Origin of the sequence: Yersinia sp. 1252 StPb PI (genome assembly GCF_048593885.1) — a bacterium.
In the GTDB taxonomy this organism is placed as follows: domain Bacteria; phylum Pseudomonadota; class Gammaproteobacteria; order Enterobacterales; family Enterobacteriaceae; genus Yersinia; species Yersinia enterocolitica_E.
The window spans coordinates 1-5,944 of sequence record NZ_JAZGQE010000235.1 but is presented as its reverse complement, the minus strand read 5'-3'; the positions used below and the strand labels follow the sequence as shown (position 1 = coordinate 5,944).

Below are 5,944 nucleotides of genomic sequence, written 5' to 3'. Positions count from 1 at the left end.
GACTGGAATTATTATAAATATCAATAAATTATAATAAATCATCAGAGTGGTCAACCTGACCTAATGGTAAGCTGGCTACTAAAGTATTGAATCTCAGCCTAGTAATTCAAAAATGTAGTCACCTTATTGTGAACCCGCCATTGTGCGGGTTTTTCCATTTATGGAGGGAGTCAAATGTCACTGATCAGCAATGCACTTTCTGATTTATTAGGTACTGGTGGTGATAGTTGGCAATGGTCTGAACACCTGCACCCTGCCTCTTTTCGTGGTGTTCCTTTTGCTGTATTGACTGCTGAGGGTGTTTTTGGCCGTCGCCAGGCCATTCATGAATATCCTTATCGCGATACTGCGTGGATTGAAGACTTGGGGCGAGCGACTCGCCGCCTGACTATCCGTGGTTTTCTTATTCAGAGTAGTGGCCTTTATAACGCGCCTGACGTCATGACCCAGCGTGATTCACTGATTGCTGCCTGTGAAATGCCGGATGCGGGAACATTAGTACACCCAACGCTGGGTGAAATGACGGTCAGTATTCCTGAAAGTGGTCTTCGTCTGAGTGAAGGGGCTGAGTCAGGGCGCGTTTTTGAATTTACGCTAACCATTATTGAGTCGGGCTTACGGGTATTTTCTGTTACCAGTTCAGCAGATGCCGTTTCGTCTATTCAGTCGTCATGGTTCGGTCTGGCCACCAAGTCCGTCGCGACCTTTATTGCTACGGTCAAAGGTGAGATCCGTTCCGTCACTCAAACTATCAGAACACTAAAAAGTACAGCAGCATTCTGGGTAAACATGGTGAATTCAACCACCAGTGAGGCGACAAATCTCGGCAATGTCCTCCGTTCAACCCTTGGGCGTGATCGTTATGGCCGTTACAACCACGGTACCGTAGGCGGCAGCGTATCGGGGGCTACGGCATCCGTTAGTACGCAGAGTGACACAACGAACCTGTCCGCGCTGGTAGCTCAAAAAATGGCTGTTTCAGTCGAGGGGCGGGCCTCACTTGTTGCTGCTAGCGATGCATTGAAAGAGGCTGCGACAGTAGAGGAACATGCCAACGCTGTTCTTGCTGTCGTGAATGCCATCTTGGCCAGCGGAGCCAGCACCCTTGATTTAATCCGCATGATGCAAGAATTAACGGAAGTTGATGACAACACTTTTCGACCTAACCCCAGTGACAGCAATACCGCAGCCGCCAGCTACCAACTCATTATTGTGTTGTGCGCCGGTGCGATGGTGTTTGCTGCTTCGCAATATCAACCTGAAAGCTATGACGATGCGGTCGATATATTGACGCGAGTCTGTGATGTCGTAGACGGTGCGGCGCTTTCTGCGGCTGACAGGGGTAATGACGAGGTATACCAGGCACTAAACGATTTGCGCGGTTCAATCGTCACGCTGTTGCAGCAGACCGGAGCGAACCTGTCTCGCGTTGATACCGTCAATTTTAACCGATCACTACCCGCGCTTAATCTTGCCAATCGGCTATATCAGGATGCGCGGCGAGGTGACGCGCTGGTGAAAATGGCTAATCCCATTCACCCGGCATTTATGCCAGTCCGATTTAAGGCGCTGAACTCATGAGTGATGATCTGACATTGCGCATTGGTAATAAATTAATCACCGGTTGGGACAATGTTCGGGTCACTCGCAGTATAGAGCGGTTACCCAGTGACTTCAGTCTGTCATTGATGGATCTTTATCCGGGGAGTGATAACCAGCAGTGGGTTAATCCAGGTGCTCCTTGCGTGGTTAATTTAGGTGATGATGTTGTTCTGACAGGCTACATAGACCGTTGGGCACCGATGATCAGCCGTAACCGCCGCGAAGTGAGGGCGACAGGGCGGAGCAAGTGCCAGGACTTGGTTGATTGCTCCGCAGAGTGGTCAAACAATGTGATCAGCCAATCAACAGCGCTACAAATAGCCCAACGATTGGCGCAGCCCTACGGCATTACGGTGACGACTGATGTGACCGACTTGGATATTGTCCCCCAATTTACATTGAACTGGGGTGAATCCTCTCAGGAAATCATTGACCGCATCACCCGCTGGGCGGCATTGCTGTATTACGACCTGCCAGATGGGAACCTCTATCTGACTCGGGTGGGGACGCGAAAAGCGGCCAGCGGTGTCGCGCAGGGCATCAATATAGAAGACGCTGCGTATAACTCAGGAATGGACCAACGATTTTCTGATTACATCGGTGTATCGATGTCGGTGAGCCAACTTCAGGAGCAGGTTCAGGATGCGGGATACGGTTCAGTTACGTTAGCCCGGAGCCGCGATCCAGAAGCGGCCAAAATGCGTTATCGCAACCGCATTATCATTGTTGAAAGTACCATGAAAGCCCTAAAACTGGCTCAGCAATGTATTGATTGGGAAATGAACCGCCGTTATGGACGCTCTAAAGAGCTGCTGGTGACTGTTGATAGTTGGCGGGATAAAGACGGAAAATTGTGGGAACCTAACACGCTGATCCCCATTGATTTACCTATTTTTGGTTTAAAGGATGAACTCTGGCTGCTATCGGAGGTGACCTACCTCAAAGACGATCACGGCACTGCTGCGCAAATGGTCCTGATGCCCCCGGAAGCCTTTACCGTCCAACCTTATCAGTTTTATTCAAATCTTATGGAGTTAAACCAACGATGAGTGAATCAGGGCAATTCGCCAAATTATACCGCCAAATAAAAATGATGATCGGGGTAGGGCGCGTCACGGGCAGCAATGATGGTGGCACCGTTCAAACAGTCCAATATCAAACACCGCTTGAAGTGCGTGATGATACGCCGAGATTGGCTGAATTTGGTTTTTCATCGGGGCTTCCCGCTAATACTGATGTTGTTATTGGTTTTCTGGGAGGTGACCGATCAAGCGCAGTTATTATTGGCTCAAATCATCAGTCTTTTCGCCACACCGGACTCAATACGGGTGAAACGGTGATTTATTCGCAATGGGGGCAATACGTCAAGTTAACTGAAACAGGCATTATTATTGAAGCCAATGGCCAGCCGGTCACGGTTAATAATGCGACTGAGGTGACGATTAATGCCTCGGGAAAAGTACGGCTAAATACGCCGTTATTAGAGGTTAGCGGCGATATTGTCGATAACGCAGACAGCAATGGCACCACACTGAAAACCCTGCGCGAAGCCTATAACACCCACAATCACCAACTTAAAAATGTTCAGGGTGGTAGTTCGACATTAACCAGTGAAGTGACGGGCAAGGTGGTTGAATGACAACAGATATCAAAACAGTCTGGGAACCGGACAAATTGCTGGGCGACTGGCAAACCGGCGGCGGTGGCTTGCTGGATGGTGATGATTTAGAGACTGCCATTTTAATTAGCCTGTTCACGGACCGGTTGGCCCGTAGTGATGATGCTATCGATGGCGATGACCGCCGAGGGTGGTGGGGTGATACCGGATCAGCGTATCCGATAGGTTCCCGTTTGTGGTTGCTTCGCCGCGAAAAACTCACGACTAAAGTCGCGTTAAAGGCTGAGGACTATGCTAATGAAGCTTTGGCCTGGCTGGTTGATGATGGCGTGGTGACCGCAATAAGTACCAATGCTCAGATAGTGTTTCCCAACCGATTAAATCTCATTATCAACTATCAACAACCGGCTAAAGCACAGGCTTCAGTTAAATTCTCATGGGTATGGGAGACCTAATACATGCCATTTAATCGCCCCACATTAAGTGAACTGCGCCAGCGCAACCTGTCTTATATTCAATCAGAACTCAAGACAGGCGGTAATTTATTGCGCTTCTCCAATATCGGTGTGATCAGTGATGCTGATGCCGGAATGGCGCATTTACATTATGGTTATCTGGATTATATCGCGCTGCAATCCACGCCTTATAATGCCACTGACGAATATCTTGCCGCGTGGGCTGCGTTGAAAGATGTTTTCCGCAAACCCGCCAACCCTGCAACTTCTCCTACAGTCGAGTTTAGTGGGACCGTAGGCCGTATCATTAGCGCCGGTAGCCTTTTAAACAGGGCCGATGGTTATCAATACAGTCTCGACCATGAGTTAACACTGGGGGCTGTTGGTACCGCCACCGGTTCAATCACTGCTGTACTCCCCAGCGTATTGGATGACACTACTGGCGGCGGTATCGCGGGGAATGCGGATGCCGGAACGTCTCTTACACTCGACGTTGCAATTGATGGTGTCCTGTCAGTGGCCACAGCGATAGTTAAGATATCTGGCGGCGCTGATATTGAATCAGAAGATGCTTTTCGTTCTCGTATGTTACTGGCCTATCAAAATACCCCGCAAGGTGGCAACGATACCGATTATCGAAATTGGGCGTTGGCCGTGCCTGGTGTGACACGTTGTTGGGTGAAGCGTCGCTTACAGGGGGTAGGTACGGTTGGCATTTATATCATGTGCGATGGCAATGATTCAGGTGGTTTTCCGGTCGGGACTGATGGCGTCTCTCAGCTTGAAGAGTGGGGCGCAGTAAAAGCAACGGGTGATCAGGGGCGTGTTGCAGATCATGTCTATCCCTTACAGCCCATTATCGCCATCATTTATGTTTGCGCACCGGTAGCAGCACCCGTAAATTTTGTGATTAGTGGCATTTCTACGGCATCCAGTGAAACTACCTCGGCAATAAATACGGCTATTGATGAGGTGTTTTTTACTGAGGGTGAGCCGGGTGGAAAAATTTTATTGTCGTCACTGCTGCTGGCCATCGGTGATGTTGCAGGAACCGGTGGTTTTATTCTTGATTCACCGACGACTAATATTCAGCTTGAAACCGGTAAGTTACCTGTCCGGGGAACGGTGACCTATCCATGAGTCGATATTCTGTTAATGAATATACCGCCGCTCTTCAAGCACTAATGCCTGGTGGTCTGGTTTGGCCCCGACAACTTAACGGTATTCAAACCAATACTTTACGCGCACTAGCCCAATCCTTTCAACGTAGCGATGAAGATGCCCGTGATTTGCTTGATGCGGCTTTTCCATCAACAGCAACGGCAATGCTTCCTGAGTGGGAAGCGACGCTCGGATTACCTGATTTATGCGCGATAGGTGAGATTGACAGCATTATCCAGCGGCAGCGGGCCGTAGTATCCAAACTGTTTGGTATTGGTGGGCAGTCTGTTACTTATTTTATTCGTGTTGCGGAGGCATTGGGTTACTCCATTGCTATCACCCAATACCGGCAAGCCTGTGCCGGGATGTCCGTTTGTGGTGATGCTTTAAACGGTGACGAGTGGCCCTTCACCTGGCTGATTACCGCACCAGAAACCACCATCAATTATGCCCAGTGCGGTTTAACTTATTGCAGTGATCCCCTGCGTTCGTGGGGAAACAAACAGCTTGAATGTCGATTAACCGTATTAAACCCTTCTCATACCATCCTTAAATTTGGCTACGTTAGCTAACTAATCAATATCTATTAATTTAAAGCGCCTTTCCTGGCGAGGATTATCTATGCAAAAAATTGGCGATATACCGAATACGCGTGCTGACAGTAATGGCGAATTTACCGACGGCAATGTTGCTGGTGGTGTTCCACCTACGATATTGCCAGCAGAGTGGTTTAATACCATTCAGCGTGAATTAATGAGTATTCTAACAGCCGCTGAAATAGAGGCTGATAGTGATACGTTTAATCAAGTGCTTTTATCGATACAGAAGCTGATTGACGAGGGAATTCCTGATCTTAAAGACGCCTCATTAACCCAAAAAGGGATTGTCCAATTAAGTAATGCAACCAACAGCACTAGCGAAACACTCGCCGCGACCCCTAAAGCTGTTAGAGCGGTTGATGTTGCGTCGTTAAAAATTGCCAATAATTTATCTGAAATTAACACCGCTGGCCCCGCTGCTGTTGCTGCAACTCTCGCAAACCTTGGTTTGGGCGACGTCGTACATCTGCCGCAGTTAACTGGGGTTGTCGGCACGTCACGCAATGCAA

7 protein-coding genes are annotated in these 5,944 nt (G+C 48.9%); all 7 read left to right on the top strand.

From position 1 onward, the window contains the following. Positions 1–174 precede the first annotated feature (174 nt). Entirely contained in the window at positions 175–1,581 is a 1,407-nt protein-coding gene (locus V2A85_RS21470; protein ID WP_420072312.1) for a DNA circularization protein, read from the top strand. After that, positions 1,578–2,651 carry a phage baseplate assembly protein gene (locus tag V2A85_RS21465; RefSeq protein WP_420072311.1) on the top strand — a complete coding sequence of 358 codons (1,074 nt, stop codon included), beginning with the start codon at positions 1,578–1,580 and terminating at the stop codon, positions 2,649–2,651. Before V2A85_RS21470 ends, V2A85_RS21465 begins: the two co-directional genes overlap by 4 nt. Further along, on the top strand, positions 2,648–3,241 hold the full coding sequence (locus tag V2A85_RS21460; protein WP_420072310.1) for a phage baseplate assembly protein domain-containing protein: 594 nt from the start codon (positions 2,648–2,650) through the stop codon (positions 3,239–3,241). Before V2A85_RS21465 ends, V2A85_RS21460 begins: the two co-directional genes overlap by 4 nt. Continuing rightward, positions 3,238–3,675, top strand: a complete 438-nt coding sequence (locus tag V2A85_RS21455) for a phage GP46 family protein (protein ID WP_420072309.1) — start codon at positions 3,238–3,240, stop codon at positions 3,673–3,675. Before V2A85_RS21460 ends, V2A85_RS21455 begins: the two co-directional genes overlap by 4 nt. 3 nt (positions 3,676–3,678) lie before the next feature. Continuing rightward, complete coding sequence (locus tag V2A85_RS21450; protein WP_420072308.1) at positions 3,679–4,815, top strand: baseplate J/gp47 family protein; 1,137 nt, start codon at positions 3,679–3,681, stop codon at positions 4,813–4,815. Next, the gene (locus tag V2A85_RS21445) at positions 4,812–5,408 is read left to right on the top strand and encodes a YmfQ family protein (protein WP_420072307.1); all 597 of its coding nucleotides are present in this window, start codon (positions 4,812–4,814) and stop codon (positions 5,406–5,408) included. Before V2A85_RS21450 ends, V2A85_RS21445 begins: the two co-directional genes overlap by 4 nt. 49 nt (positions 5,409–5,457) lie before the next feature. After that, a partial coding sequence (locus V2A85_RS21440) for a phage tail protein (protein ID WP_420072306.1) occupies positions 5,458–5,944 on the top strand: 487 nt, incomplete at its 3' end.